Origin of the sequence: Paenibacillus sp. S29, from assembly GCF_049319765.1 — a bacterium.
Classification (GTDB): domain Bacteria; phylum Bacillota; class Bacilli; order Paenibacillales; family Paenibacillaceae; genus Paenibacillus; species Paenibacillus polymyxa_B.
Genome location: NZ_JBMOUI010000001.1, coordinates 184,208 through 210,408 on the forward strand (window position 1 = coordinate 184,208; position 26,201 = coordinate 210,408).

27 protein-coding genes are annotated in these 26,201 nt (G+C 44.6%); 13 read left to right on the forward strand and 14 right to left on the reverse strand.

All coding sequences use genetic code 11. The features are described 5' to 3' along the window. Positions 1 to 55: 55 nt before the first annotated feature. Both ACL9RM_RS00855 and ACL9RM_RS00860 read right to left on the reverse strand, forming a co-directional pair. On the reverse strand, positions 56 to 1,606 hold the full coding sequence (locus ACL9RM_RS00855; RefSeq protein WP_250266991.1) for an FAD-dependent oxidoreductase: 1,551 nt from the start codon (positions 1,604 to 1,606) through the stop codon (positions 56 to 58). Between the two features lie 177 nt (positions 1,607 to 1,783). After that, positions 1,784 to 2,407 (reverse strand): acetate uptake transporter, encoded by a 624-nt coding sequence (locus tag ACL9RM_RS00860; protein ID WP_414126045.1) that lies wholly within the window; start codon positions 2,405 to 2,407, stop codon positions 1,784 to 1,786. Between the two features lie 216 nt (positions 2,408 to 2,623). Here ACL9RM_RS00860 and ACL9RM_RS00865 point away from each other — a divergent pair, with 216 nt between their 5' ends. The 3 genes from ACL9RM_RS00865 to ACL9RM_RS00875 all read left to right on the forward strand — a co-directional run bounded on the left by ACL9RM_RS00865 (position 2,624) and on the right by ACL9RM_RS00875 (position 4,622). Further along, on the forward strand, positions 2,624 to 2,980 hold the full coding sequence (locus ACL9RM_RS00865; protein WP_023991017.1) for a nucleotide excision repair endonuclease: 357 nt from the start codon (positions 2,624 to 2,626) through the stop codon (positions 2,978 to 2,980). Positions 2,981 to 3,088: 108 nt separating this feature from the next. After that, entirely contained in the window at positions 3,089 to 4,033 is a 945-nt protein-coding gene (locus ACL9RM_RS00870; protein WP_250260061.1) for a helix-turn-helix transcriptional regulator, read from the forward strand. A 67-nt stretch (positions 4,034 to 4,100) separates the two neighbouring features. Further along, a complete protein-coding gene (locus ACL9RM_RS00875) occupies positions 4,101 to 4,622 on the forward strand; it encodes a DinB family protein (RefSeq protein ID WP_250266989.1) in 522 nt (173 codons plus the stop codon). Here ACL9RM_RS00875 and ACL9RM_RS00880 read toward each other — a convergent pair. The 4 genes from ACL9RM_RS00880 to ACL9RM_RS00895 all read right to left on the reverse strand — a co-directional run bounded on the left by ACL9RM_RS00880 (position 4,555) and on the right by ACL9RM_RS00895 (position 7,155). Beyond that, positions 4,555 to 5,091, reverse strand: coding sequence for a Crp/Fnr family transcriptional regulator (locus ACL9RM_RS00880; protein WP_069290701.1), 537 nt, complete (start codon positions 5,089 to 5,091; stop codon positions 4,555 to 4,557). The genes ACL9RM_RS00875 and ACL9RM_RS00880 overlap by 68 nt on opposite strands. A 36-nt stretch (positions 5,092 to 5,127) precedes the next feature. Then, positions 5,128 to 5,868, reverse strand: coding sequence for an SDR family oxidoreductase (locus ACL9RM_RS00885; RefSeq protein WP_250266988.1), 741 nt, complete (start codon positions 5,866 to 5,868; stop codon positions 5,128 to 5,130). A 30-nt stretch (positions 5,869 to 5,898) separates the two neighbouring features. Beyond that, positions 5,899 to 6,477: a TetR/AcrR family transcriptional regulator gene (locus ACL9RM_RS00890; protein WP_061829804.1), complete on the reverse strand. Its 579-nt coding sequence runs from the start codon at positions 6,475 to 6,477 to the stop codon at positions 5,899 to 5,901. A 132-nt stretch (positions 6,478 to 6,609) separates the two neighbouring features. Then, positions 6,610 to 7,155 (reverse strand): glutathione peroxidase, encoded by a 546-nt coding sequence (locus ACL9RM_RS00895; protein ID WP_250266987.1) that lies wholly within the window; start codon positions 7,153 to 7,155, stop codon positions 6,610 to 6,612. A 228-nt stretch (positions 7,156 to 7,383) separates the two neighbouring features. On the opposite strand from ACL9RM_RS00895, the gene ACL9RM_RS00900 reads away from it, so the two are divergent. Continuing rightward, complete coding sequence (locus ACL9RM_RS00900; protein WP_061829806.1) at positions 7,384 to 8,163, forward strand: YheC/YheD family protein; 780 nt, start codon at positions 7,384 to 7,386, stop codon at positions 8,161 to 8,163. 115 nt (positions 8,164 to 8,278) lie between these two features. Here ACL9RM_RS00900 and ACL9RM_RS00905 read toward each other — a convergent pair whose 3' ends face one another. Next, positions 8,279 to 8,989 (reverse strand): SDR family oxidoreductase, encoded by a 711-nt coding sequence (locus tag ACL9RM_RS00905; protein WP_250266986.1) that lies wholly within the window; start codon positions 8,987 to 8,989, stop codon positions 8,279 to 8,281. Positions 8,990 to 9,151: 162 nt separating this feature from the next. Here ACL9RM_RS00905 and ACL9RM_RS00910 point away from each other — a divergent pair, with 162 nt between their 5' ends. Beyond that, positions 9,152 to 9,502: a winged helix-turn-helix transcriptional regulator gene (locus ACL9RM_RS00910; RefSeq protein WP_069290696.1), complete on the forward strand. Its 351-nt coding sequence runs from the start codon at positions 9,152 to 9,154 to the stop codon at positions 9,500 to 9,502. 161 nt (positions 9,503 to 9,663) lie between these two features. Continuing rightward, positions 9,664 to 10,152 carry a hypothetical protein gene (locus ACL9RM_RS00915; protein WP_069292039.1) on the forward strand — a complete coding sequence of 163 codons (489 nt, stop codon included), beginning with the start codon at positions 9,664 to 9,666 and terminating at the stop codon, positions 10,150 to 10,152. A 287-nt stretch (positions 10,153 to 10,439) separates the two neighbouring features. On the opposite strand, the gene ACL9RM_RS00920 is transcribed toward ACL9RM_RS00915, so the two are convergent. Further along, positions 10,440 to 11,180 (reverse strand): SDR family NAD(P)-dependent oxidoreductase, encoded by a 741-nt coding sequence (locus ACL9RM_RS00920; protein ID WP_250266985.1) that lies wholly within the window; start codon positions 11,178 to 11,180, stop codon positions 10,440 to 10,442. Between the two features lie 157 nt (positions 11,181 to 11,337). Between ACL9RM_RS00920 and ACL9RM_RS00925 the strand changes: the two genes are divergently transcribed. Further along, positions 11,338 to 12,234: a LysR family transcriptional regulator gene (locus tag ACL9RM_RS00925; RefSeq protein WP_250266984.1), complete on the forward strand. Its 897-nt coding sequence runs from the start codon at positions 11,338 to 11,340 to the stop codon at positions 12,232 to 12,234. 102 nt (positions 12,235 to 12,336) lie between these two features. Here ACL9RM_RS00925 and ACL9RM_RS00930 read toward each other — a convergent pair whose 3' ends face one another. Continuing rightward, positions 12,337 to 13,206 carry an AraC family transcriptional regulator gene (locus ACL9RM_RS00930; protein ID WP_250268980.1) on the reverse strand — a complete coding sequence of 290 codons (870 nt, stop codon included), beginning with the start codon at positions 13,204 to 13,206 and terminating at the stop codon, positions 12,337 to 12,339. A gap of 316 nt (positions 13,207 to 13,522) precedes the next feature. On the opposite strand from ACL9RM_RS00930, the gene rlmN reads away from it, so the two are divergent. From rlmN to ACL9RM_RS00945, 3 genes are all read left to right on the forward strand, one after another. After that, complete coding sequence (gene rlmN, locus ACL9RM_RS00935) at positions 13,523 to 14,620, forward strand: 23S rRNA (adenine(2503)-C(2))-methyltransferase RlmN (RefSeq protein WP_023991003.1); 1,098 nt, start codon at positions 13,523 to 13,525, stop codon at positions 14,618 to 14,620. 139 nt (positions 14,621 to 14,759) lie between these two features. Then, positions 14,760 to 15,461, forward strand: coding sequence for a dihydroorotate dehydrogenase electron transfer subunit (locus tag ACL9RM_RS00940; RefSeq protein WP_069290692.1), 702 nt, complete (start codon positions 14,760 to 14,762; stop codon positions 15,459 to 15,461). After that, positions 15,442 to 16,374 carry a dihydroorotate dehydrogenase gene (locus tag ACL9RM_RS00945; RefSeq protein WP_025719854.1) on the forward strand — a complete coding sequence of 311 codons (933 nt, stop codon included), beginning with the start codon at positions 15,442 to 15,444 and terminating at the stop codon, positions 16,372 to 16,374. Before ACL9RM_RS00940 ends, ACL9RM_RS00945 begins: the two co-directional genes overlap by 20 nt. A 98-nt stretch (positions 16,375 to 16,472) precedes the next feature. Here the strand turns inward: ACL9RM_RS00945 and ACL9RM_RS00950 are convergent, their stop codons facing one another. Next, a complete protein-coding gene (locus ACL9RM_RS00950; protein ID WP_061829813.1) occupies positions 16,473 to 16,655 on the reverse strand; it encodes a hypothetical protein in 183 nt (60 codons plus the stop codon). Between the two features lie 225 nt (positions 16,656 to 16,880). Between ACL9RM_RS00950 and ACL9RM_RS00955 the strand changes: the two genes are divergently transcribed. Beyond that, complete coding sequence (locus ACL9RM_RS00955; protein ID WP_250266983.1) at positions 16,881 to 18,530, forward strand: ATP-binding protein; 1,650 nt, start codon at positions 16,881 to 16,883, stop codon at positions 18,528 to 18,530. Then, the gene (locus ACL9RM_RS00960; RefSeq protein ID WP_061829814.1) at positions 18,527 to 19,264 is read left to right on the forward strand and encodes a response regulator; all 738 of its coding nucleotides are present in this window, start codon (positions 18,527 to 18,529) and stop codon (positions 19,262 to 19,264) included. The genes ACL9RM_RS00955 and ACL9RM_RS00960 overlap by 4 nt, the downstream gene beginning before the upstream one ends. A gap of 50 nt (positions 19,265 to 19,314) precedes the next feature. Here the strand turns inward: ACL9RM_RS00960 and ACL9RM_RS00965 are convergent, their stop codons facing one another. Then, entirely contained in the window at positions 19,315 to 20,334 is a 1,020-nt protein-coding gene (locus ACL9RM_RS00965) for a 2-hydroxyacid dehydrogenase (protein WP_250266982.1), read from the reverse strand. 17 nt (positions 20,335 to 20,351) lie between these two features. Further along, the gene (locus tag ACL9RM_RS00970; protein WP_061829816.1) at positions 20,352 to 21,407 is read right to left on the reverse strand and encodes an AEC family transporter; all 1,056 of its coding nucleotides are present in this window, start codon (positions 21,405 to 21,407) and stop codon (positions 20,352 to 20,354) included. A gap of 334 nt (positions 21,408 to 21,741) precedes the next feature. Here ACL9RM_RS00970 and mmuM point away from each other — a divergent pair, with 334 nt between their 5' ends. Further along, positions 21,742 to 22,689: a homocysteine S-methyltransferase gene (gene mmuM, locus ACL9RM_RS00975; protein ID WP_061829817.1), complete on the forward strand. Its 948-nt coding sequence runs from the start codon at positions 21,742 to 21,744 to the stop codon at positions 22,687 to 22,689. 110 nt (positions 22,690 to 22,799) lie between these two features. Here mmuM and ACL9RM_RS00980 read toward each other — a convergent pair whose 3' ends face one another. Beyond that, the gene (locus ACL9RM_RS00980) at positions 22,800 to 25,070 is read right to left on the reverse strand and encodes a GDYXXLXY domain-containing protein (RefSeq protein WP_250266981.1); all 2,271 of its coding nucleotides are present in this window, start codon (positions 25,068 to 25,070) and stop codon (positions 22,800 to 22,802) included. Between the two features lie 138 nt (positions 25,071 to 25,208). Further along, positions 25,209 to 26,102, reverse strand: a complete 894-nt coding sequence (locus ACL9RM_RS00985; protein ID WP_250266980.1) for an AraC family transcriptional regulator — start codon at positions 26,100 to 26,102, stop codon at positions 25,209 to 25,211. Positions 26,103 to 26,201: the final 99 nt, after the last annotated feature.

Sequence of the window (26,201 nt, forward strand, 5' to 3'; positions counted from 1 at the left end):
CGTAACTATGTTTATTCAGAGCTATGAAAAGGTTGGGTTACCCGGGTGTAGCTCTTCATGTAGGGCTCTTGCCGACTTCAACCTTGCCAAGCGATTTTTTGGCCGGACCTTCAATGACTTCGCCTTGATATGAAAAGCGTGAGCCATGACAAGGGCAATCCCATGTTCTTTCCGCCTCATTCCACTCGACTTCGCAACCCATATGGGTGCATGTTGTGTCCACTAGGTGTAATGCTCCTTGTGGGTCTCGGTATGCGCCCGCTCTTTTGCCGTTTACCCGAATGACCGCCCCTTCGTCGTGCTGCAGTTCTTCGGCTTTTTTGTAGTTGATCCCCAATTTCCCAGCAATCAAATGTTTAGCCACATTCGCATTTTGAGTCACAAATGTTTTAATGTCGGGGTCCATATGAAATCTTGAAGGGGAGAAAAGATCCTGATACGGGCTTTCCTCTCTGGTAATCAGATTCGTATTTAATAAAGCTGCCGCTACACTTGTGGTCATCCCCCATTTTCTATACCCCGTAGCAACGAGGATGTTAGAAGTGTTAGATAGTTCCTGCCCAATATAAGGGAGTTTGTCTAGCGTATACAAGTCTTGGGCCGACCAGCGATAAACGATCTCCTTTAATCCAAAGGTTTGCTCTGCAAACTTTTGTAAAGCTTCATAGTACTGGAAAGTACAGATTCCTTGTCCCGTTTTGTGGCCTTCCCCACCGACGATGACCATCGGTTCACCGTTTATTAGTACAGAGCGAAGCGAACGTTTGGGGGGTTCCGCACTTAGGTACATACCACCCGGATAGGTTTTGTCCGTCTTGACCGCTAGTACATAAGACCGCTCGGCATGCAATCGCGCAAAATAAAGACTGTTTGGATCATTGAACGGAAAATGCGAGGAGGATACGACATAGTTGCAGGTGATTTTGTGCCCGTCGCTTGTATTAATAATGGAGGGGGTTCCCTTATCCACACCTACAACGGTGGTCTGCTCATAAATCTTCCCGCCTTGCCGGATGACTTGATTGGCTAGATACCTTAAGAAAGGAATCGGATTAAACTGAGCTTGGTTTTCCATCATAATAGCTGCTTTAGTTGAAAAGGGCAGAGGCGTTTGTTCGACATAACTTCCCGGGATGCCAAGTTCCTTGTAAGCTTTATATTCGTCGTTGATTTTTTCCACATGCGTATCCGCACATGTATAAACGTAGGCATCTTCTTCTGTAAATTGACAATCGATATGATACTCTTCTACCGTTTGTCTGATAAATTCAAGAGCATCGCGGTTAGCTTCATAATAGAGTCGGGTTTTTTCCTTGCCAAAATGTGAAAGAAACTCGCTGTAGATCAAATCATGTTGTGCGGTAATTTTGGCGGTCGTATGGCCCGTTGTTCCATGAAGTATCCGCCCTGCGTCGACGACTGCGACGTTTAGTCCTTTTTTAGAAAGTAAATAAGCAGTGGTAATACCAGTAATCCCCGCACCTACAATGGCAACATCCACCTGAATATCTTCACTAAGTTTGGGAAAGTTGGGGATGTCAGTTGAAGCTAACCAATATGATTCGGGAAATTGCGGAAATGTGGTACGAGATTCGCCTTGTGTCATTTTTACAAATACCCCTTTTATTACAATTTATGTATATTGTTATCATTGTGGGCTTTTATATTCACTAAACGACTCTCTTTAGTATTTTTTTGATACGGAGGGAGTGATGGAAAAGAAACAAAACCGTCCTTAACGCGGATCGGCGCGAAAGGCGGCTTTGTGGGTTTACATATACAGCTAAGGACGTGGCTTGAAAATGCCGAAAGGACGCCCGACGGGCAGAAATGTACGGCCAAAATGAGCATTCAGAACGGCAGCTCCTGTACCATACAGTGAGAGCAGACCAATGCCCATTTCAGCATAAGCGGCGATGGTATGGAACACCTCTGGGGCAACGCCGAATGCATCGAAGCTAAGACCGAGGAACAGAAAATCAATCAACACAAAAATAAAGAATAAAACCTTATGCGTCTCCATCGCTCCAATGGTCATGAAAAGCGTAAAGATGAGATAGCCCGCAAAGGCAAAGCCGAGCTGTTTGCCATCTACAGCAGATGCCAGCTCTAAGCCGAATACGCCCATTTTAATGATCCAGCTACTGGCTACGGCCAACCAGAAGAAGGCGTAAGCACCAAATGCCGTCATGCCGAAGGTGTTGTTATGTTTTGCATCCTGAATGGAGGCAAACAGCTGTGCAAAAGCACCGAGAAATATAGCCCAAGGGATGATGAAGCTTAAGCCTTCGGTGAGGCCAAGCTTTTGGGATGAAGCCACAAGCGTTACAATAGCCAAGCCAAACAGGCCGATCGCACTCGGATCGGCCGTTATGATTTTTACGTTAGAATGAGATTCATTTTGCATAAAAAAATAGAAGCCTCCAATAATGTTCAAGTACGCGTCAATCTGCCGATGCCAGAATCACACTGACATATTGTAACGGAAACCGACGTACTCGCATAGTAGGTAAGTTATAAAATTTCTACCGATCTGTCTTGTGATGGGGCAAGGATTATTAAATGGTGTTACCGCAGGATTTGTGATAATATTTACACCTATATAGAATGAGGAAGTGACATAGTGATTAATATAACAATTCCAACTCCGGATATCACGATTACCAAACAGGTTAACCCTGAGCTCAGCCATATTTACGGATTTACCGACTTTCACCTGATCCCTAGAGATAAGGCTGGTATCTTTATGTTCTACAACACACAGGAGGAATTGCTGTTTGTTGGTAAAGCAAGAAAGCTGAGACAAAGAATCAAAAAACATTTTGAAGATACCGTATCGCCGATCAAGGACAAGCGGAACGAAGTAGCGATTATTGAGGTTTGTATTGTGGAAGATGCAGTAGAGCGAGAAATTTATGAAACCTACATCATCAATTCACAAAAGGCTAAATATAACGTCGAAAAAGTATTTTTTAAGTAATGAAGTAACTTCCGTATGAAAAAAGAGCAATAAGTCGCAGTGACTGTACTGCCCTTATTGCTTTTTTGTATTTCTGCATTTTTGATCCTTCCAGAGAGGGGCCGTGGTATGAATAAAACAGATCGTATGCTAGCGATCTTGCTAGAGTTGCAGCGTAAGGATATTGTACGAGCCGAGGATTTGGCAGCCATATTCGAAACGAGTGTGAGGACCATCTATCGAGATATTCAGGCTCTAAGTGAATCGGGCGTACCGATTGTAGGAGCACCGGGCATTGGATATTCCTTGATGGAGGGGTACTTCCTGCCCCCCTTGAGCTTTACCGCAGAAGAGGCTGTGGCGTTGCTAATCGGAACGGATTTTGTCGAACAAAAATTTGATACAGACTACGGTATCAAGGCGCAAACTTCCCGCAGGAAGATTGAAGCCATTTTACCGGAGAACGTTCGCAGGGAAGTCTCCCGGGTGCGTACGACCATCAGACTGCTCGCAGTGGGTGAAGGAGCAAACCATAGAGAGAAAACCTATTTGGAAACGCTGCGTCTCGCTGTATTGGAAAAACGGAAAGTACAGTTTGGCTACTCCAAAAGAATGCCAGAGGCTGACGGGAATCGTCAAAGTGTGCGTGTGGTCGCTCCTTATGGTCTTGTCCTGCTCCGTGGTTCTTGGGTGTTAATTGGGCAATGTGAATTAAGGCAGCAGCTTCGCCATTTCCGTCTGTCACGTATGGACGAGCTTATCGTGCTGGAGGACAGGTTTCAGTTGCCTGTCGATTTTCATTTGCAGGATTACAAGCAAACCGATGACCGTCATGTAACTGTTCGCATACTAGCACGTTCGGATATAGCCGATAAGGTGAAGGAAGCGAACAACTTTTATATGGAGGCCATAGAGGAGCGTGCAGATGGACTGCATATACTCTTCCGCGTCAGACAGCCGGAGGAATTACTGCAATGGGTACTTGGATGGGGCGCGGATATGGTTGTGCTGGAGCCTGAGTCGCTCCGGGAGCGGATACGTACAGAAGTGGAAAAAATGTTGAAATGCTACTGACATAATGCTGTCAGTAGCATTTTTGTATAGTAAAGCTACTTTGATAGAGAGGGGAAATTATTAATATATGAATACAACTGAAACATTACAGCGTTTCGAAGAAACGGCACAACACTATCTTCTTGAATTGGACAGCTTTAGCTTGGAGCAACTGCAGTACACACCTCAGGAGGGTCAATGGTCGCTTGGACAAATGTATCTTCATTTGGTGAACTCTGCACTGTATATGCATCTTAAGAACATTGATCTTTGTCTACAGCCTAATGGGGAGACCGGAGTTAAAACGGAGGCAGGCACGGCCATTTTTAATCTGGGGAGCTTTCCACCAATGCGTATCCAAGTTCCACCATCCCCGCAGTACACTCCCCAACAACCCACTAGCAAAGAAGAAATTGTGGAGGGATTAAACGTCGTGATCCGCAAGATGAGAGAGATTGAGCCAACCGTTGGGAAATCAACAGGGCCGTCTACCGTCTCTCATCCCAGTTTCGGCGCGCTGAATGCTAGAGAGTGGTTTTCGCTCATCGAGATGCATTATCGTCATCATCTTTTGCAGAAGGAGCGCTTGAAGCACGCAATAGCCGATTAATCGTCTCCCGACGCAGCCCTATAAACTGGCCGATTTCCTCCTGCGTCAGCACGTCCGTTAACGTGGCGGGTGCGATGTAGGAGTGGAACCAGCGTTGAAGCTTCCGAAGCTTCTCGGCAGGTGACACCTCGGTGAGCTGGTCAATTCGTTGCTGCATCATGCGCAACTTGTCCTGTAGCTGCAAAGCGATCTCCCGACATTGAGCTGGGTCTTGCTCCAGCTTTAGATACCATTCTTTTTGCGACAAAACCCCAATCTCAGAGGTTACCAACGCCACCGCTGTACCATAATAAGGATTGGGGCTGATCAGGGAGTGGTGCGGGATGATTTCATCGGGCACAATCACATTAACTAAAATTTGCGAGCCGTCTTCATGGACTCGGACAATTTTTAACAAGCCGCTCTTTAAGTGATATAAAGGACCGGATTCTCCTTGTCGAAATAAGGTCTCGCCTTTGTGTAATATCATGAACGTAAACAGCCTCCATTCCATGTATTCCAGCTTTTAGATGAACCCGCCATTGACGCGGATCGTCTGCCCGGTAACCCACTGTGATTTGGCGCTGACCAGGAACTCAATCACATCAGCGATATCTTCCGGTTCGCCGAGCCGACCCATAGCATTCATTTTTTTCATGCCTTCGATTTGCTGCTCGGTTTTTCCTGCTTGGAAAAGCTCGGTGTTCACAGGACCGGGAGCCACGGCGTTGATCGTAATTTGCTTGCTTCCGAACTCCTTGGCTAGCTGACGTGTAAATTGCTCCACTGCGCCCTTGGTACCTGCGTATACGCTATATGCCGGGAACATTTGTCCGATTACGGATGTGGACAGGTTCACAATTCTTCCGTAGTCTTCCATATATTTCATGGCTTGCTGACAGGCAAAGAAAGTGCCCTTTACATTCAGTGCGAATTGTTTGTCAAAATCAGCTTCGGTTACCTCAGCCAGAGGTTGGGTGATCATCAGCCCAGCGTTGTTAACCAGAATATCCACTTTACCAAATTCAGCAATCGTATTTGTAAATAATGCTTCAATATCACTCATTTTTCCCAGATCAGCGTGAAGTGCTATGGCTTTGCCGCCTTTTTGGATAATGCTCTCCACGACTTCTTGGGCTTTGTCCGTACTGCTGGCATAATTGATGACTACATTAGCGCCTAGATCAGCCAGTTGCTCGGCAATGGCACGTCCAATCCCTCTGGAGGATCCGGTGATAATTGCTGTTTTTCCGTCCAAATGCTTCATATGTGTTCAGCCCTGCTTTCCATATTTATTTTAAGTGATTCCTTTTTCTAAAAGCGTCCACACATCCGAAAACTCCTGATTAATCACAGGGCTCTTCCATTCGTAAGCATGAGCGGGGTGATGAAAACGGGCCGTGGCATAGAAAAGGGTACGCGCCAGTTGGGCTGGCTGATCTGATATGATGTCCCCGCGTGCAATGATATCAGCGAGATGATCCACAATGTGGGCGATATGCTGGTCGATTAAATCAGCGGCTTGCTCGGTGACCCTCGTATACATCTCGAACATTTCCTCGTCGTCGCGAGCATAATACTGTTTGAGTTCAACCAAGGTCTGTATATATCGTTTTAAATGTGGCGTTCCCAGTATAGATGAATTCTGACAGACCTCCGTTAACGGGCCAATAATCTTTTCATTCAGCCATTTCTCGGTCACGCCTTCAAGAAGCTCGGCCTTACTTTTAAAGTGTCGGTAAATGGTGCCATGACTTACTCCCAATACTTTGGCAACATCGGTTACGGAGGTTTTGGCTACACCAAAACGTCTAAGTGTGTCTTCAGTAGCAATGAGAATCTGTTCCTTGGTTAGCACATCTGAGGATTTTTCCATAGGGACACGGTCAAGTGCCGTGTGAGTCACCTCCTTGAAGTCAGGATAACACAAAGAGTATCAAATGACAAATATTCATTTTTGTCATTTGATACTCTTTTTTTTAAGAATCCAAAGAAGTGAACAGAAAAACTACAATAGCGATTCGATGACAGGATCAATGGTGCAGGGCTCCGTTGTTACTTCAAACCTTCCTTTTACCTGGCCATCGCGATCGACCAAGAATTTAGAAAAATTCCACTTGATACCGTCGCCAGCGTATATTTCTGGATACTTATCCCGCAGGAAATCCTCCATCCATTGACCTTCTTTGGTTTGGGTATCGAAGCCTTGAAACGGTGCCTGTTGGGTCAGATATTGAAATAAAGGATGAGGAGATGAGCCTCTTACATCCGTCTTCTCAAAGAGCGGGAAGGTTACTCCATGGTTAATTTGACAGAATCCCTGAACCTCCGAATTGCTACCTGGCTCTTTTTCATTGAATTGGTTACAAGGAAACGCGAGGATTTCAAAGCCTTGTTCCCTCCGTCTCTCGTAGAGCCTCTGCAGATCCGCGAATTGACTGGAGAAGCTACACTTGCTGGCTGTGTTTACAATGAGGAGAACCTTTCCTCTGTAGTCTGAGAATTCAATCGGTTTCCCGTTAATTGAGGTTGCTTGAAAATCATAAATAGACATGTTAACGTTCCTCCTCACGTTATTATTTAATACATCATATATCCAGAATCATTATTGGTCTAATATATTATTAGGATCAACTTTATAGGTATTTACAATAACTTCGTCATGCAGAACACATTGTCCATCTCTCTCTTGAAATCAAAGAAGACTCGCCTTAAAGAAAGTAGGAGATTTGCCTCTTTCATAGCAAACTGTGGCATTCGCCGTTACCAAGATAGAATATAGATGCATATTCATGTAATGTGTGCAAAAACCCAACAGAATCGAGGGATATTCGTGCCCATTGGAAAGATGATTCAATACAAGGAAATGCAACAACATCCCATTTTACGTTCTCACTTGCCCGAAACCCGCTGGATCAGTAATGCAAGGACTTTACGCATGCTGGATACCTATCGCACAGTCTTTATCAAGCCTAATTATGGGAGTGGAGGAACTGGCATCATACGTGCGAAAAAGCTGGGGAGGAAATATGAGGTTCGTTGTGGCTCCAGTCGCAGAGTCGTTAGATCCCACGCCGTAAGAAGAGCAGTTAGAACCTATCGGAGACCTCATCGTCGTTATTTGGTACAGCAAGGACTTAAGTTAGCCAAGTACAAAGGTTCCATTTTTGATGCCAGAGTGTATATGCAGAAGCCGGAATCGGAATGGGTCATTTCAGGAATAACCGGTCGTGTCGCTGCACCTCGAAAAGTCGTTACCAACTATCGGAAGGGAGGACATGCGGCGCCGTTGTCCAAAGTGCTTTTAAGGGTCTTTAAAAATGACAGAATAAAAATGAAAGAGATTCTGGACCAGATCATCGAGCTTTCTAGAATCATTGCCGACACGATAGATAAAAATCATCCGGTTCGCGAGTTGGGCATCGATCTTGCTATTGAAAAGAGCGGTCAAATCTGGATTATCGAGGCTAATCCGCATCCCGGACATATGTTGTTCAGGCAGCTCCCCAATCACAAGATGATTCGCAACATTTTGAGAAACAAACGTCGTATTCATCATTAGGATAAAGTTTTTGAAATCATTCATTGATAAGAAAAGGAGGAGAACGCCCAAGCAAAGATGCGGGAGCGTTCTCCGTTTTTTTTGTTAAATGACTGACGGATTTAAGACGAAGCTTTTATGTTAAAATATGTCCGCCATCCACATGAAGGACGGTTCCGGTCACAAACTGATTTTGAATCAAATAAAGTACACCTCGTGCAACATCCTCCGCAAGTCCAACTCGCTTTACAGGAAGCTTATGTGCGACCGTATCATAGAATTGATTACGCGTATTTTCAGGCATTTTGCTGCGGGAAGGTGTATCAATAATGCCGGGTGAGACGACATTCACGCGGATGGGAGCAAGTTCTAACGCCAAAGTTTGACCAAGATTCGAAACCGCTGCATTCACAGCACCGAGCGCAGAGGAGCCAATCATTGGCTTGTATGCCACCACTCCTGAAAATAAAGTAATGGAACCCTTGGTTGAGAGTTGGGAAGCCCCGTATTTAACTGCATAATATTGGCCCCAAAATTTGTTTTCGAATAGCTTGCGGGCTTGATCCGTCTCCAACTGAAGGAATGACCCGCCTGATGTTTCTGCGGCGCTAACGATAAGATGATCATAGGGACCGACTTTTTCGAAGAAAGATTTTACCTGCTGCTCATCTGACGTGTCCAGCACATATATTGCAGCACGAGGGCCCAGCATTTCTTTGGCCTTGTGCAATTTATCCTCTGAGCGGCTGGCGATTACCACTTCCGCTCCAAGCGAAATGACTTGCTTAGCTGTTTCTAAACCGATACCTGAGCTTCCACCAATAATGACAATCTTTTTGTTTTGCAAATGGATTACCTCCTCGTATTAGAGAAAACATGACTTGCTACAGCGATATTGTATATGTAATAAGTTTATTTAGGGAAGTAGTGATATTTAATTCATATAGTTTCCTAAAGGGAACTATTGTGATACCATCGGGTTTAACAGATGATTTTTGGAGGAGTTCCCATGCACGCCCAAGAACCTATTGAATTGACCAAAGGAATACCAGGCAAGCCGTGTCCTATTGCCCAAACACTTGATTTGATCGGAACGAAATGGACTTTTCTAATCATCCGTGATCTGCTTATCGAAGGAACACTGAGATTCAGCCAACTTCAGAAATCCATGAAGGGAATTAGTCCCAAAACACTTTCCCTACGCCTGAAGGAACTTGAAGATAACGGCCTGTTAGAAAGAAAGGTATATGCCGAGGTTCCACCGCGAGTTGAATATTCGTTAACGGAAAAAGGGAAGCGACTGGAAAGTGTTTTTATTGAGCTGAAGAGATTTGGCTTAGATTTAGAAGCAGATCATTGAGGGATATGACTGCAACATTCCGAGGTATCGTTGAGCTGAACGATGCCTATTTCTTATATATATAAAGGGAAGCGCTTACTATAAAGTTCACAGAAAGTTCACTTATGTGGAGGTTTCGACTATTTATATAATTACCAAGGTACACAGAAGGGATGATGGAATTGCCAACAACGAAGAAAGAAGATTTTTATTTTGGTTTAATGATGTGCTTGGGAATGGTCGTATTCATGACATTTTATAATCTATATACAAATGACTTGATTGGCACAATATCTCTAAAAGTAATGTTTCTTCAATTTATTTTATGTTTTGTCATTGCTTTCGTATTGGAATTATTTATTGTCGGTCCACTAGCAAAGAAAATAGCCTTCTCATTACCATACGACAAATCTAAAAAGGTATTTGTGATTCTGTCCCTTTCATGCTGTATGGTCATTGGAATGGTTCTTTGTATGTCACTTTATGGATTGGGGACAGCTTACTTTTTTAATGGTCTTTCGGGAGACTCATTATTTAAAAATTACTTGTCTTTAGTTTTTAAGAATTTTATTTTTGCTTTCCCTCTGCAGCTCTTAATTGTAGGGCCGCTTGTTCGGTACTTATTTGCTAAATTCGTGAAAGGTACACGAATTGCGGTATCTTTAAGCTAAAACGTAGTCAACGACGGTATACGATAGCTCAAAAGCCGCCTTCTGTCTGAGAAGGCGGCTTCAGGCTGTCGAGAAACCCCCTGTTTTTTTGCAGGGGGTTTAAAACTGTCTTAGTGGTCTAAAAACTAGGGTCCTCAGATCGTTTTAAATCGATTTTTGTTTTAAAATATGCGTCTCCCCATATAAAAATAGAAGTGTCGAAAAGTCCTCTGGACTTTCTCGACACTCTGAAGCCGCCTTCTGTCTGAGAAGGCGGCTTGTTTTTTTACGCAGAAGTCTCAGTATCTTTAAAGTGTTTGTCCGCTGTCCACCGTAATAATCTGGCCTGTCATGGCTTCCTGTTCCAAAGCAGAGCAGATCATGCTGGCAATATCCTCCGGCGTAGAAATGCGCTGTAGGAGTAAATGAGGAAACAGTTGCTTCATTTGTTCTTCCCTGCCTGTCCACCATCTTGTCGCTACGGCTCCCGGCACGATGCAATTGACGCGAATATCCGGTGCCAGTGCTCGTGCTAAAGATTTGGTCAGCCCGTGGACGGCCGCTTTGGATACCGCATAGGGAAGAGAGGAACCTAGCCCTGTTTGCCCTGCTATACTTCCCAGATTGACGATAGCTCCTTGTTTACTACGCTTCATAAAAGGAGCTACGGATCTGGCACAGTAAAACATGCCTTTTACATTTACATCAAATAGATCATCCCATACCTCTTCCGTGGCTGCCTCCAGATCATCCATAGGAATGTGATGTGTAATGCTAGCGTTATTCACGAGTATATCAATCGTACCGAATTGCTGGACAATCTGGCCAACCATAGTTCGAACTTCCTGATCTCGGGAAACATCTGCCTGTAATGCGATAGCACGTCCACCCTTTTCAAGGATCATACGTACGGTTTCCACAGCATCGTTTTTAGAGCGGGAATAGTTTACGACTACCGTAGCTTTTCGATCTGCCAAGGCCATACATGCGGCTCTCCCAATTCCTGTACCTCCACCTGTAACCAGTGCTACTTTTTGATGTAAATCCATATATATTCGCTCCTTCCCCAACCAGTTCATTTTGCGTCTGAAAATAATATGATCTGATATGTATCATTGTAGAGGATGTATTGTGTTCTGTATAATTGAATTAACTGAATTTATGATTCAATAAAATTGAATTAATTGTGCATATAGGAGACTGAGAATGGACATTAAAACGCTCAAAACATTTCAAATGATTGTGAATTACGGAAGTTTTATGCGTGCAGCGGAAGAGTTGAATTATGCACAATCTACCGTGACGATGCAAATACAGAAGCTGGAGTCCGATATGGGAATTCAACTGATCGAACGGGGCAAGAAAATAAAGTTAACTGAAGCGGGCAGGATGTTTTACGAGCAAAGTCTACATATTGTAAAGGATATGGAGCAATTGCAGGAAAATATGGACAATCTGCAAAGAGGAACAGCAGGCGACATTCGTATAGGAGTGACCGAACCGACTGCCAGTTATCGACTACCAGAAATTTTAAAACGCTTCTTAACCCATTATCCGAATATTCGGGTTTCTGTTGAGTTTGGGAATACCCCTACCTTAAGCGAGCGTATTCTCAAGGGAGATATTGACTTAGCGCTGTGTTCCACACCGGATGTGGGCACAGAGCTATATTTTGAACCTTTATTTAAGGAGAATTTTGTAGTTTTGATGCCTGAAAATCACCCGCTTGCGGAAAAAGAAAACATTGGACCAGAGGATTTACAGGGGCATCGGTTGCTTATTACATCGGCCACCTGTCCATATCGTCGCAAACTTGAAATGGTCATGAAGGAATATGGAATAACCACGCTAGACACGATGGAGATTGGCAGCATGACGGCTCTGAAATTTTATGTGGAAAGCGGTTTGGGTACTGCCCTTGTGCCACAAATTCTGGTCAGTCCTATCCCGGCAGGAGTAGCGGTGAGGGAATTAAGCGGCAGCCTGATCGATATGACCTTCGGCCTTCTTTGCAAAGCAACAGACTATCCGCTAAGGCTGGCAAGCTCAAGGCTATATTCTGTGTTGAAGGAGGAGCTTGGGGAATGGTCCTCGGTGCATTGAGCTAGAGTAGCGAGTATGCAGGGAATTGTGTTTTCTGTCATCTTATGATGTAAATGCAGTACGGTATAAAACCGACTGCAATCGGCAGTCGGTTCGGTTTGTTTACTTTTTCTTAATCGGAATCCAAACTTCACTTCGGTAGTCTTCAGCATGTGAATCTCCCATAGTATACACTTCTAGTTCCGGGTCGCCTGAATGCTCATAATTACTGGCAGGGAACCATTCCTGAAAAATTCTTTGCCATACCTTTTGGATCGAGTGAGGCATAGGGCCGATGGATGTAAACACTGCCCAGGTTGAAGCCGGAATGGTTCTGGATTCCAGCCCATTCGCGGTCGCTACGTCTTCGCTGCCTTCTGCGGCGATTAAGTAACTAAACGTCTCCTCCCCATGTTTCATGTCCAAGCATATACCGAGTATATCGTCGCCTGTCCCCAAGGCATGAATCCGATCCGATGTACCATCCGCATTCAGTTCGTTCCAGAATTTTGGGATTTCTCGAAGATTATCGCCGTTCTTAGTGGTGACTTGAATGGACTTGCCAATGACCGTAAAGGCCGTTTTCTCTACAATTTTGTAATCCATTTCCTGATCTCCCTTCAACGATAGATGGAAGGTGATGCGTGGAAAGGCTTTCAGGTTTACCCCAGGGCTTCTGGCCTCAGTGGGAGAAATACCGTGTACCTTCCGGAACGCTTTAGAAAAAGATTCGGGGGAATCATATCCGTATTTGAACGCTACATCCAGCACCTTGGCGGAAGAAAGACTCAATTCCTGAGCAGCCAAGGTCAATCGACGTTTGCGTACATATTCTGCTACCGTGACGCCGGTTAGCATATGAAACATACGCTGAAAATGGAAAGGAGACGAATAGGCTGCCCTTGCAATTTCATCGATATCGAGTGGCTGCTGCATTCTCTCTTCCATCAGATCGAGTGCGTTCTTGATCCGAAGCAACCATTCCAACCGTATCACCTTCCTTAGTTGTAATCATATCATTAGGAGTATCTGTAATCCTGTCTTTGCGTGCTCTTGTTGAACAGGTTCTGTCGCCTAGTTTAATGTGGCTTGTACTTGGTTTCAAGACATAATTTTACGCTAAAATTTTGGAGAAACAATGTGCCTGCCCCCTTGTGTTCATAATTAAAATTTGGGACAATGAAAGAGGCGCTTAAATAGCGCAGATAGCTTAAACATGCTATGATGCAATGATGGTTGAGACGAATGGTGCGTGCTTAGTTTTATATAGAGGAAGACGAATTTGAATGTTTTGAAAAGAGGATCGAACATGAAAAAAGAATCCATTTATGGATTAACGCTAGATCAATTGACAGCATGGCTCATCGAGCATGGACATAAGAAATCCCGGGCATTGCAGGTATGGGACGCATTGTATCGGAAGCGGGTTACTGATTTTGCAGCGATGGCAGAGGTTCATGAGGATTGTACTCGCCTGTTGGCAGAGCACTTTTCCATTGAAACACTTGAAGAACACGTGAAGCAACAGTCAGCAGACGGGACGGTCAAGTTCTTGTTCCGGCTTCAGGATGGTAATTTGATTGAGACGGTATTGATGCGGCATAAGTTTGGCTTATCCGTATGTGTGACTACGCAGGTAGGATGTAACATTGGGTGCAGCTTCTGTGCGAGCGGATTGTTGAAGAAGAGCCGTGACCTGTCCAGCGGTGAAATTGTAGAGCAAATTATGAAGGTCCAGCTGTATCTGGATCAGGAACGTCCGGGCGACCAAGTCAGTCATGTCGTGGTGATGGGAATTGGCGAACCGTTTGATAACTTCGTAAACTTGTCCGATTTCATTCGGGTCATTAAGGATCACAAAGGGCTGGCGATTGGGCCGCGGCATATTACCGTTTCCACAAGTGGACTTGCCGATAAAATCATTGAATTTGCAGATTCCGACCTGCATGTCAATCTGGCGATCTCCCTCCACGCTCCGAATAATGAGATTCGTACTCGCATTATGAAGATCAACCGTGCGATTCCGATTGAGAAACTCATGCAGGCGATTGATTATTATTTGGACAAAACCAATCGTCGGATTACGCTGGAGTACATCCTGCTGAAGGATGTTAATGACGGTAAGGAGCATGCGCTCGAACTGGCTGAGCTGGTGGGCCATCGTCGTAATCTGGCCAATGTAAACCTGATTCCGTACAATCCGGTGGATGAGCATAGCCAATACCAGCGGAGTGAGTCGGAGTCGATTACGGGCTTCTATGATGTGCTGAAAAAACAAGGCATTAGCTGTAGTGTTCGGCTGGAGCATGGAGTCGATATTGACGCAGCCTGCGGACAGCTACGTAGCAAGCAAATTCGCAAGGATGCCAAGGGTAGCCGCAATGCGGAGCGCGAAGCCATTAGTTAAATACACAAGCGTACTCTCTAACAGGAGTACGCTTTTTTATATCACGAGTCGTAGGGCGAAACGTTGCCCTAAAATGTGAAAATAGTCACGTAATAGTTGCTGCTTTTACGTTATAGTGAGTGGTTAGTGGAGGGGTTATATGGCTAACGTAATTTCGAATGTGGCGCTCGTTCCGGGCATCTATGTGATGAAAATAGAGGGAAAGTTTAAAGGGAACATGGGGCAGTTTTACATGCTGCGCAGCGGGACAGGTTATCCACTGCTGCCCAGACCCATCAGCATTTATGATATCGGGGAAGAGAGTATTTCCTTTTTGTACCGGGTTGTTGGAGAGGGGACAAATTTGTTTTCCCAATTACAGCCTGGTCAGGAGATTCAGTTAGAAGGACCTTTCGGAAACGGTTTTCCGCAGGTAGAGGGTAGTTTGGCTTTAATCGGCGGTGGCATGGGTACAGCTCCGTTGCTGTTGGCTGCAAAGTACTACCCGCATGCGCATGTTTACCTGGGGTTTGCACAGCAAGCCTTCGGGGTTGAAGCGTTCGAAGCTGTGGCGGCATCTGTACAGGTCAAGGTAGGGGGAAGCATCGTCGAACAGGTCGATCCGACGCTTTATGCAAATATGTTCTCCTGCGGGCCAACTCCGATGTTGCAAGCACTCGCCATGAAAACGGTGGATACGTCGTCCCGTTTATATATTTCAACTGAAAGACACATGGCCTGTGGTATTGGCGCATGTTTGGGCTGTACGATGCGTACCCGTGGAGGCAATCGGAGGGTATGTAAAGAAGGGCCTGTATTCCCGGTGGAGGAGGTGGAGTTCGATGATCTCCATGGCGTGTAATATTGCGGGTGTACCGTTCAAGAACCCAATCATCATGGCTTCCGGTACGTTTGGATTCGGACGTGAGTATGCGGAATTTTATTCTCCTGAATTATTGGGCGGTATCGTCGGCAAGGGACTAACCCTGCATCCGAAGGCTGGTAATACGGGATCACGAATACATGAGACAGCATCCGGCATGCTCAATAGTGTAGGGCTGGAGAATCCGGGGGTTGCCGCCTTTTTGAAGGATGAACTGGATGACATGACTCACTGGAACACGGCTGTTATTGCCAACGTGGGTGGTTCCAATCTGGAGGAATATGTTCAGGCCGTAGCGATGATTACGGAAAACGCACAAAAACGACGCACGATGAACCGCAGAGGCGTCGATATGCTGGAATTGAACATTTCATGTCCCAATGTGAAGCAGGGTGGAATGCAATTTGGTATCCAGACGGAGGTAGCGCGGGAGGTTGTGCGTCAGGTGCGCAATGTGACGGCGCTTCCGTTGGTCGTCAAGCTGTCTCCAAACGCAGAGAACATCACGCAGATGGCGGTTATGTGCGAGGAAGAAGGCGCAGACGGAGTTTCGCTGATCAATACATTTTCTGCGATGAAAATAGATATACGCCGGCGTCGCAGTGTCTTCGCCAACACGTATGCTGGTCTTTCCGGCCCGGCAATTAAGCCAATTGCCTTGCGCATGGTTCACCAGGTGGCGCAGGCGGTGTCGATTCCGGTGATCGGGATGGGTGGGATTAGCTCGGTAGAGGATATTATTGAATTCACCATGGCAGGGGCCGCTGCCATTCAGGTGGGAACGTACAACTTTGTCCATTTACATGCAGGGGCTGAACTGGTACATGGACTTGAACAATGGATGCAGCGGGAAAAGGTGCAGTCATTGGATGAGATACGGGGAATTTTGTGAATATAGACCCTTTTTGCATACACTAATTCATGTAAAACCGGCTTGTCTTTTAAAGACAAGTCGGTTTTATTTATTTTACTGAAATAGCCAAGCTTCAACTAGTGGTTAATATCGCACTTGTTCAAGATGAACGAAATTTGATTTTCCAGCCGATGGATGGCATCCTCGGATGCCTGGTCGTTCGCACCTTGTTCCTGAAGCGCGGCGAGTTCCTGTTTGAGTTGATGAAGATCCTGCCCTGCATTGGCGCAGTTGTAGTTACTTTCGAGATTTTCGATCATCCTATATCCTCCATTTCGTTAGGTATACGTCCTTATTATGGAGAGTTGATACTTCCTTATTCAGCATATTGTCTTAATTCAGATAAAGTTTACGTTGTTGTCGCTGGAATGCATAGAGCTTGCGAAATAAGAAGGGAATTGTCAAACGGTGTCGAATAACAAGGGATTATAGGGGAAGAGATAGGCTCTTTTTCCTAATGGAGAGCTTGACAAAGAAGCTGGGTGATGGGATTGCGGTTAATAGGTAAGTCGAAGCCGAGACGACAATTCAAGGTTTCGCTACAATTCATGATTATTATTTTGGTTGTTTTAGCTATTATTATTTCCTTAATTATATCCTTGCTTCTCATTCGTAATTTCGTAATTAACCGACATTTTGATAATACGAAGGAAAAACTTTCGGGTATTGCCAAGGTGGTCGCTAGTGACAACGATGTTATTCGTAATGTTGAGCAGGGAGTTCCTGTGAAGCAGATCCAAGACTACTCGCTTGGAGTCATGCACAACGTTAATGTGGATTTCGTTGTCATTTTGAACCACGATTTAATTCGGCTATCCCATCCGAATGAAACCATGATTGGCAAGCCGTTCTCTGATTTGAATGATGCCAAAAGGGCGCTATCCGGTCAGGGACATTTTTCTGAGAATATAGGTATTTTGGGCAAAGGTTACCGATATTTTACGCCGATATTTAATCAACAGCATGAGGTCATTGGCATTGTATGTGTAGGGCTGACCATGAGAACCCTAAATCATGATTTGATGCAGGCGCAGTATACCATTTTTGGGGGGCTGATGCTGGGACTCTTTAGTGGAGTTTTGGGCGCGATCATTCTGGCTCAGAAAATCAAAACGATTTTATTTGGGCTTGAGCCGCAAGAGATAGCAACACGATTGCGCGAAAAAGAAATTATTGAAAATGAGGTCGCTGAAGGAATTATAGCCATTTCGGCGGACAAGAAAATTATGCTCATGAACAAAGAAGCTCAGGCCAAGTACCAACTGGCGAACCAAGAGATAAAAGCCCCGATTGGCGAGCAGCTAGATACCAACTTTTATAACGTGCTCTTCAAGAGAGTGTTTGATGATAAGAAGAAGATCAAGGATCGCTCATTTTATGTGAATGGTATAGAAGTCATTGCGACAGTAACCCCTATATATATTGAAAATGAGTTTTTTGGGGCGGTTGCAACGTTACGCGACCAATCCGAGATGATCCATCTTAGCAACCAGTTAAGTGGTACAAAATATTATATTAACTCCCTTCGCGGACAGACCCATGAATTTATGAACAAAATGCACGTAATATCCGGGCTGATTGAAATGAGGAAATATGCGGAGGTCAGTCAATATATTCAGCAGCTAAATCACCGGTATCAAGATGAGGTAGGCTTTCTGACTGAGAGAATTAAAGTTCCGGCATTAGCAGGTTTTATTATGGGTAAAATCAACGAAGCACGCGAACAGAATATTTCGGTTCTTCTTGCAGAAAGCTCGAATGTCTCTAATGTGGAGATGCAGGATATCGTTCATGATGTCATACACATCCTGGGTAATTTTTTTGACAACGCCATAGATTCTATCTTACAAAAAAAAGAACCCGGCAAAATTGAGCTGAAATTGAACTATGAGTGTGAGGGAAATGTATTTATTTTGAAAGTGAAAGATAATGGGTTGGGGATTGATTTTGAGATGCAAAAAAGAATATTCGAGCATGGCTTTTCAACCAAAGGAGAAGACAGAGGCTACGGCTTGAATCTGGTTAAAACCATGGTGGAAAATCATCAAGGAATCATTGAGCTTGATAGCCAACCGGGTCTGGGAACAAGTATTTATGTAGAGTTACCCTGTACATTGGAGGTGACAAATGAATGAAAGTTCTAATTGTTGAGGATGATCCGATGGTTGCTGAGCTCAATCAACAGTTTATCGAGCGCATGGACAATTTGGACGTTGTATGTAAGGCAGATACCGTCAAGAAAGCACAGGACTGTCTTCAAAAATGGAAACCGGATCTGGTATTACTGGACGTTTATTTACCTGGAAAAAGCGGATTAACTTTATTATCACATATGCAGGAGCATCAATATCATGCTTCGGTTATTTTAATTACGGCTGCAAAAGATATTCAGACGGTGAAGGAAGCTGTTTTTTATGGTGTTGCAGACTATTTAATTAAACCCTTTACATTCGAACGCTTTAGACTGGCTGTTGAGAAAATCCAGCGCCTAGCCACGGTGATGGAGGAAGGGAACGGAATTAATCAAGCTGTCATTGACCATTATTTTAATAAAGAAGAGTATACGGGTGTGGAGAAGAAAAAACCTGTTGAACATCCATCGCATAATCTACCGAAAAACCTGTCTAAAAATTTGTCCAAACTGACCATGACCACGATACTGAAGAGTATTCAAGAGCTGGACGGACCATTCTCGGTTGAAACGTTAGCCAGAGAAGTGGACTTGTCCCGTATCACGGTAAAAAAATATATTCAGTTCCTGGTGGACGATGGCTTCCTGGTTGAATCGATAGAATATCACAAGGTTGGCAGGCCGCTAATGCTCTATCAGTTAAATCCTGATGTAAAAGAACCGCTATTTCCATTGTAATCTGGAAATAGCGGTTCTTTTTTTGTTCACAAGAGTACCGAGCTTCCTAATTATTTCATAGAGAGAACAGGAAGTGGGACTAGGTTATCTGAAGAATGAGTTGTAACGATATCATGGAAGTTGTCATAGCTAGTTTCAATCATGTTGGATAACGCCGTAACGGTATTCGAGCCAGCATGAGGCGTTACCAAAACTCTTGGATACAGCTCCACAAGCTTCTGGATCGTTGGGTCCGGGAGCATTTGCCATGGTTCAAATGCTTTAAAGAATAATTCATCTTCTTTAGGGAAGACATCCGTAGCGAAGCCTTCCAGATGGTTACTGAGCAAAGCGTCCAAAATAGCTTGGTTATCTTGTAATTCTCCACGTGATGTATTGATGAGAATAGATCCCTTTTTCATTTTTGCTAAAAAGCTGGCGTTAATCATTTTGTCGTTCTGTCCCGGCAGATAAGGAACATGCACACTAACGACATCACACTCTGCTAGTAATTCATCCAAGGTCGTGAATGGAATGACTTCCTTGGCCGCGTCCGATTGGTACACATCATAGCCGATAACAGAAGAACCTAATCCTTTAAATAATTTGGCTTCCGTCAGACCGATGCGGCCGACCCCAATAATCCCAACTTTACAATTGTGAATCTCTTTGCTGAATGTATGCTCGTCCACAATGAAATTTTTGAACGAGCTTTTGGTAGTCATATAAGCGGTGTGTCGGAACAGCATCATTGCTAAGGTTAAGGAGAGCTCGGCGATGGCATTCGGAGAGTAGGATGGCACGCGTGCCACCTTCATTCCGAATTCGCTGCAGGCATCCAAATCAATGTGGTTGATTCCGACTGTTCTGGTAAAAACATATCGAATGCCGTATTCATTGAATTTTGTGATATTTTCCCGATTGGCAGCACAGTTTCCTCTTAGCAAAACGGCATCGTGATGCTGTGCCAATTCTGCATTGCTAGTGGTTAACAACTCTTCTACCAGCGTTAGTTGAAAGTTATATTTATTGAGATCCTGGAAATAGGGTTTCTCATAAGAACGGACACCATAGCAAATGATTTTTAACATGTTGTTTTCCCCCTGATTTAGAAAATTCCAATTTTATCAATGACATTGAGCGTAACGATCCACACTGGAATCATGACGACAGAAGTAATAGTTGAGAGAAGCGATGCATTGGAGGTCAATATGGCTTCCTTATCAAAACTGATCGCATAGGCTGCGGCTACGGTAGCTGTTGGAGTAGCCATCATGATGACAATAGTAGCTAAAGCGACTGAATCGACTGACAGAATATGAGATACAGTCAACAAAGCCAGCAAGACGATGTTAACAATAGGTACAAGCCAAACCTTAACTATGCTGTAATACCAAGAGGTCTTATCAGTAGCTGCCGACTTGAAGCTGATCTCCCCTAATGTCGAGCCAATCGATAACCAGGCTAACGGAGAAGCTAGTCCAGCAAGGTAGGTCATGGGCTTGAACAGCCAGACAGCGGTTTGATCAATTCTTAGAAAGGCGAACTGCTGAATGGCCCCATCCTCTGTAGCTACACTCATCTGTGGCAAATAACCTTGAAACAACCAAACAAACAAGCCTAGAAACGTGGCGATAACGATTGGATTCAAAAACATGGTTTTGAGATTTTTAAGCTCCATTTTCAAGCCGCTCATTTTGATATAGCCATAGGAGTATAAGAAAATGCGGTACCCTATGTTAAAAATGGAACTGTACATCACTCCGGTAGGACCGTAAATGGCTCCGACAATTGGAATTCCGAAGAAAGTCGTAGAACCGAAAATGGTTAACACCCGCAAAACATCCTGTTTATCCTTGTTGTAGCTCAGAAAGAACGGTTTAGAAATAAAGATGAGAATAATATAAATTAGAACTCCCCATATTAAAACATTCATTCCTTGTTTTAACATTGTAGGATTAATGTCCTGCATGAAAGAATTAAAGGCTAGTGCTGGTAGAGCCACGGTTAGAACAACCTTGGATAACAACTTTCCTACTGCTGCGTTAAAAATCCCCTTCTTACGGCAAAAGAAACCAAGAAGGATAATAAAAACGGTGGAAGCGATAGAACTGACAATTTTGTTATCTGTTAAGGTCGCTGTAATCATTTCTAGTAAAGACATAGATAAAACCCTCTCTTGTACCTTTTTTCACATAAATGACGATGCAGAATGTGACGATGCAATTCCCTGATCTTTTGGCCAAAGTGTTGGTTTGCACTTTTATAGTAAAATGACTTTGTGAAAAAAAGAACAATATCTAATTAATTTAACTTATGAAACTAATTTAAAAAATTTATACGTTACATCAGAAGGCAAATGAAACGAGAGGGGACGTCTTCACGGAATGATTATTTCTTGGCTTTGTGAGTGCCCATCAACATCCGTGCTATAATGTAAATCATTAAACCCTACTTGATTAGTGGGTTAAATAGAAAAGACGAGCAGGAGGGGCCTCATGAATCCGATACAACATATACTGGACGAATTTCAGCTGATCGTGCTGGACGGCGCGATGGCGACCGAACTGGAGCGTCATGGACATGATCTGAACGATAGCTTATGGTCAGCTAAAATCCTCCATGAGCATCCGGAGTCGATCAAGCGTGTGCATAGAGATTATTTTGAGGCTGGGGCAGACTGTGCGATTACTGCGAGCTATCAGGCTACCGTTGAAGGCTATGTTAAACGAGGCCTAAGCGAAAATGAGGCGCTGGAGCTGATTCAATCATCGGTGCGGATTGCTGTGCAGGCACGCGATGAGTTTTGGGCTGACGTGACGGCTACTGCAAGTCAGCGGCATCGTCCCAAGCCGCTAGTCGCGGCCTCTGTAGGCCCTTACGGGGCGTTTTTGGCAGATGGATCAGAGTATCGCGGCGATTACAAACTGAGCGAGGAACAGCTAGTGGAGTTCCACAGGCCGCGTATGAAAGCTCTGATTGAGGCGGGTGCAGATATTTTAGCTTGTGAAACGATACCCTGTCTGGTTGAAGCCAAGGCCATCGCCCGATTGCTGAAGGAATTCCCTGGCACGTATGCCTGGATCAGCTTTAGCGCAAAGGATGGGCAGCATATCAGCAATGGTGAGTCTGCCGCTGCATGTGCTGAGTGGCTGAATGGGCATGAGCAAGTGGCTGCTGTAGGAATCAATTGCACTTTGCCGAAATTCGTTCCATCGCTTATTCACGAAATACGCAGCCACACGGATAAGCCTGTGGTGGTATATCCCAATCTGGGGGAGGAATATGACCCGGTCACCAAGACATGGCACGGCAGCACTTGTACAGAGACATTCGGACAAAGTGCCCGCCAATGGTATGAAGCGGGAGCTCGTCTGATTGGCGGTTGTTGCCGGACTCAGCCGCAGGATATTGAGGAAATAGCATCATGGTCGAGAGATGAATAAACGAAGATAAACGATGGTCCGAAAAAGAACAAGCAGGCTGAACCAAGTTGTGCTCCAGTAATGGAGGGGCTTGGTTCAGCCTGCTTTGTTTACTGCCTGCGCCGATCTGGTCAGCTTTCCGCTAAACGTTCCAGTAGTGCGTCTCCATTACGGCTCACCCGGATATGGGCAAAATGTGCGTTCTGTTCTACAGTACGTCCGGTTCCCTCAGGGATGAAATAATTCTCAATACCGTACAGAATACGAGAACCATACCATTGTCCATTTAGAATGACCTCATGACTGGCAAGTTTTTCACCATCTTGATATAGGCGATCTGCGACGTATACTCCTTGGCTATCTGGTGTGAGAACGACTTTGACCTTGCCTCGGCTCCATTCCTCCTCCTGAAGAGGGGTCTTGGAAGGCGGGGTAGATATGTCGTAATTCAGTGCCACATAATCGCCTTGCAGCAGGGAGCGCGGGTCTATAGGAGCCAGTTTGAGCTTAATGGAAGCCCCTGTGGCGAGCAGGGTTTCACTTCTCGCCGTCTGATAGCCGACGATCCCCAGCTGTAGCACGATGACAATAGCGATGAGTAACGGGCTTAAGCGCATGAAGCTAAAGCTGCGGTGGTCAGCATCGAATGCTGCTTTGCCGCTATGGGCCATTCGCCGATCCGCCCACCAGGTAATTCCGAGCGCAATGATCCCCAGTAGCGCCAGCGTAAAAGATTTATACAGTAGCGTCCACAATAAATCATAATATTTGAAGCCGATAAAAATAAACCAGAAGACAACGCTCGTGATAGCCTCCGATTTTTGTTTCAGACGGGCAAAGGCAAAGATCATCCCGGTAACGATAACAAAATAAAAAATGTTAATGAACATATAAGAGTGTGGAACGGCATCCTCGAAAAACGTCGCCCAAAACAGGAACAGCAAGCTGAAAAATAATGAGCTATTCCGCAGATGTTCTTTTAACTCCGTCTTGGATATAAAGTAACTTACCCCATATAACACGGCATTGACGATGAAAAGAGAGAAGATGATGAACTTATAGGTCCAGTTCCAACCATCCCACTCCTGATACTGCTGAAATAAAATGGTCGCCAGATTCAGGTTTACAAAGGTGTAGGCAAAAAACAACTGCCTTTTCCCCTTGGAGCGAAACCATCCAGCGATGGAAACGATCAGAAATAATACCGAAAGCAGCGACTGATCTGACCATAGAATGGCCGCCAAGCCTGTAATATAGCTGATGGTCAGCAGTGTATAACGTATTACCGAATCCAGCTTGGATTCCGGTATGACAATCATCAAAATCATAAGCAGCAACGACACAACCAACAGTACATATTCGGTGTGGTTTACATTCGTGCTAATCATAATCAATCCGATGAGAGATATACTGCCGATCAGCACTCCAACCACTTTGATCACACGGGATACGGTTTTGCTAATCCATTCACTGCCATGTTCCTCTTGGACGGTCGTCTCATTCTTTGATGTACTGATGTCCGTTGTCCCTGCTTCCGGCAGTGTTTTCCCCAAACGATTCAAATAGCGGAAAAACCACACGTTACCCGTCAGCAGCAACGCCACAAAAATCAAACCAAAAACAAAAAACAGAGATGAGGAGTACGCCTCAGCCAGCTCTATAAATTTAAAAACAGCAAACGCCGAAAGTGCCAATGCATTCAAGGTCAGTAGCGTTTTATTCAGCCGCACCTTGATAAATATATAAAATCCTAAAGCAATCGCAGCAATATGCGGTACATTCATGACCATGCCATACTCATCAAATGCAAAGGAATTGGTCATCGCTAACATAGCTATATGGAAAACCGTAAAGCTCATATATTGTAGTGGAGCAGAATGTATACGATGGAGAAACGCCAATAAACATAGCAGCAGATTGACTATTGCGAACATTCCGGCAATGGACAACGATTCCAGCTCGCTATAAGGCACACTTTCCATCGTAGGGTAAAAATAAAGCCACAAACCAAGATGAATTAGTACATAAGACAGCATATAAAAAGGATTGTAGCGAGTAATCCAGCTAAGCAGTAGAGCCGGCACCGACCAAATGAAAAACAATCCGTAGCTGTCGGCATGGGAATTGTAAATTTGACCGAGCAATGCCACGGAAACGCCAAAGGCTATACAGCCAGCCACCAAAAACATATTAGACAGAAAAGCTTGTTGACCGGGAACAGCACGTATCCGTGCAAATACAAAAGACAAGCCGTAGAACAGAACAATAAGTGCAGCAGCAAGTACAATCTTGAATGTCCGATCCAGTCCACCCCAATTGGAGGCGAAAAAATAAATAATTGCGGCCAGTATCAGTGAGATGCCCAGCAGATAGCCCGTACGTATCGCATTGAATCGCAGCATGGATTTCACGTACCTTTCCTGTTGGTTTGATGCCTATTATAGCGTTGAAAGGGCTCAGAACCAAGTGGGAATTAGGATCAGGTCATAAAAAGAGAGACACCGTATACAGTGGCTCTCTTTAACGTTACTGGATTCCGACTAAGCGTTGACGGTACGAATCTCTTGCCGGGACTGATGTCGGAAGCGATACTCACGCGGTGGAATCCCTGCTGTTTTCTTAAATGCCTTGGAAAAGGTGGACATATCGGTATAGCCGATGGACTGGGCTATGATCGACAAATTGTAAGTCGTCTGCTCCAGTAATCTTTTGGCTTCGTTAATCTTGAGGTTTTGCAAATACTTGGCGGGAGAGATGAGGTAGGTGGAATGGAATTTACGTGAAAAATGCGCACGATCCACACCTACATGCTCGGCAATTTGTTCAATCGTAACACGGTCACAATAATGCATTTCAATGTAATCTTTCCCCTGCTGGAGCCAATAATCAGAGCATACAAAGTTGCGCAGCACGTCAGATGTGTTGCGGGATAACTCCTCGAAGATCTGGTGCAGTGTAATCAAGCGGGCCAGATCGCTGCCCTGTCTGCTGTTGTCGTGTACGATGGAAAACAGGTTGGAGATAAGTCTGAGGATTTCCTCGCTCACTGCGTTAGCCATAAATGGCGTAGAGGGATTAATTCCGATCCGCTCCAGCAATGCGAGGGACTTGGGTCCCTCAAAGGCAATCCATACCTTTTGCAACGGATGCTCCTGATCGGTGTAATATTCATGGGCAAGATGCGGAAAAAAACAGAATAAATCAGACTTTTGGACGCGGTACTTTTGTTGCTTATAAATAAACTCAGCCTGACTTTCAAGTACAAATATCAAATAAAAATAAGGAACAGCCTTGGGACCGACATGGCAGCTTGTTTTCGAAATATCCATACCTAGTCTGACAGGCCAAACGGCGCTGGATTTTTCCAATTCGGTGGCTGTAAAATAATGGTCTTCCACGATGTCGAAGTGATCTTCATTTTTCGCTCTTTTCATAACTTGTCACCTCTCCTTTGGTGGAGATAAGGGAATTTTGATTTTATTGTATATAAAGGAAAGCATAATTACAAGTTAATTCATTGGAATTGAGGGTTA

Coding starts and splice junctions, on each gene's coding strand:
- ACL9RM_RS00980 (WP_250266981.1), bottom strand. CDS start 25,070: ATGCTGCGATTCAATGCGATACGTACGGGCTATCTGCTGGGCATCTCA.
- rlmN (WP_023991003.1), top strand. CDS start 13,523: ATGAAAAAAGAATCCATTTATGGATTAACGCTAGATCAATTGACAGCA.
- ACL9RM_RS00940 (WP_069290692.1), top strand. CDS start 14,760: ATGGCTAACGTAATTTCGAATGTGGCGCTCGTTCCGGGCATCTATGTG.
- ACL9RM_RS00955 (WP_250266983.1), top strand. CDS start 16,881: ATGGGATTGCGGTTAATAGGTAAGTCGAAGCCGAGACGACAATTCAAG.
- ACL9RM_RS00945 (WP_025719854.1), top strand. CDS start 15,442: ATGATCTCCATGGCGTGTAATATTGCGGGTGTACCGTTCAAGAACCCA.
- ACL9RM_RS00880 (WP_069290701.1), bottom strand. CDS start 5,091: ATGATATTACACAAAGGCGAGACCTTATTTCGACAAGGAGAATCCGGT.
- ACL9RM_RS00925 (WP_250266984.1), top strand. CDS start 11,338: ATGGACATTAAAACGCTCAAAACATTTCAAATGATTGTGAATTACGGA.
- ACL9RM_RS00860 (WP_414126045.1), bottom strand. CDS start 2,407: ATGCAAAATGAATCTCATTCTAACGTAAAAATCATAACGGCCGATCCG.
- ACL9RM_RS00900 (WP_061829806.1), top strand. CDS start 7,384: ATGCATATTCATGTAATGTGTGCAAAAACCCAACAGAATCGAGGGATA.
- ACL9RM_RS00950 (WP_061829813.1), bottom strand. CDS start 16,655: ATGATCGAAAATCTCGAAAGTAACTACAACTGCGCCAATGCAGGGCAG.
- ACL9RM_RS00960 (WP_061829814.1), top strand. CDS start 18,527: ATGAAAGTTCTAATTGTTGAGGATGATCCGATGGTTGCTGAGCTCAAT.
- mmuM (WP_061829817.1), top strand. CDS start 21,742: ATGAATCCGATACAACATATACTGGACGAATTTCAGCTGATCGTGCTG.
- ACL9RM_RS00875 (WP_250266989.1), top strand. CDS start 4,101: ATGAATACAACTGAAACATTACAGCGTTTCGAAGAAACGGCACAACAC.
- ACL9RM_RS00870 (WP_250260061.1), top strand. CDS start 3,089: ATGAATAAAACAGATCGTATGCTAGCGATCTTGCTAGAGTTGCAGCGT.
- ACL9RM_RS00965 (WP_250266982.1), bottom strand. CDS start 20,334: ATGTTAAAAATCATTTGCTATGGTGTCCGTTCTTATGAGAAACCCTAT.
- ACL9RM_RS00855 (WP_250266991.1), bottom strand. CDS start 1,606: ATGACACAAGGCGAATCTCGTACCACATTTCCGCAATTTCCCGAATCA.
- ACL9RM_RS00920 (WP_250266985.1), bottom strand. CDS start 11,180: ATGGATTTACATCAAAAAGTAGCACTGGTTACAGGTGGAGGTACAGGA.
- ACL9RM_RS00910 (WP_069290696.1), top strand. CDS start 9,152: ATGCACGCCCAAGAACCTATTGAATTGACCAAAGGAATACCAGGCAAG.
- ACL9RM_RS00885 (WP_250266988.1), bottom strand. CDS start 5,868: ATGAAGCATTTGGACGGAAAAACAGCAATTATCACCGGATCCTCCAGA.
- ACL9RM_RS00970 (WP_061829816.1), bottom strand. CDS start 21,407: ATGTCTTTACTAGAAATGATTACAGCGACCTTAACAGATAACAAAATT.
- ACL9RM_RS00985 (WP_250266980.1), bottom strand. CDS start 26,102: ATGAAAAGAGCGAAAAATGAAGATCACTTCGACATCGTGGAAGACCAT.
- ACL9RM_RS00895 (WP_250266987.1), bottom strand. CDS start 7,155: ATGTCTATTTATGATTTTCAAGCAACCTCAATTAACGGGAAACCGATT.
- ACL9RM_RS00890 (WP_061829804.1), bottom strand. CDS start 6,477: ATGGAAAAATCCTCAGATGTGCTAACCAAGGAACAGATTCTCATTGCT.